1 rRNA gene is annotated in these 553 nt (G+C 49.5%); it reads right to left on the reverse strand.

What is annotated here, in order from left to right:
• Positions 1-385: ribosomal RNA gene (locus I6E40_RS10660) — 16S ribosomal RNA — on the reverse strand; the annotation flags it as partial.
• Between the last annotated feature and the right edge of the window lie 168 nt (positions 386-553).

Raw genomic sequence — 553 nt, forward strand, 5'->3', positions numbered from 1 at the left:
CGCCCATTGACCAATATTCCTCACTGCTGCCTCCCGTAGGAGTTTGGACCGTGTCTCAGTTCCAATGTGGGGGACCTTCCTCTCAGAACCCCTACCCATCGTCGTCTTGGTGGGCCGTTACCCCGCCAACTAACTAATGGGACGCATCGCCATCCTTTACCAATAAATCTTTGCCGAATTTGCCATGCGGCAAACGCGGAACATCGGGCATTAATCTTGCTTTCGCAAGGCTGTTCCCGAGTAAAGGGTAGGTTCGATACGCGTTACGCACCCGTGCGCCGGTCGCCGGCGAAGAAAGCAAGCTTCCTTCCCGCTGCCCCTCGACTTGCATGTGTTAGGCCTGTAGCTAGCGTTCATCCTGAGCCAGGATCAAACTCTTCATTGTATATCTAATGTTTTGTTTTTTCTCTGTACTCGGACGCACCGTATCTTATTTATTAAAGGTGGAATCGACAGGGACTTTCCTTGTGCTAACTCATCTTCTGAGTTACCCAGTCTCCTGTACTTCTCTACAAATAGGTTTATGGAATCTTTTCAAAGAACTTTTGCTGTC

The organism is Prevotellamassilia timonensis, from assembly GCF_021531665.1.
Taxonomy (GTDB): Bacteria; Bacteroidota; Bacteroidia; order Bacteroidales; family Bacteroidaceae; genus Alloprevotella.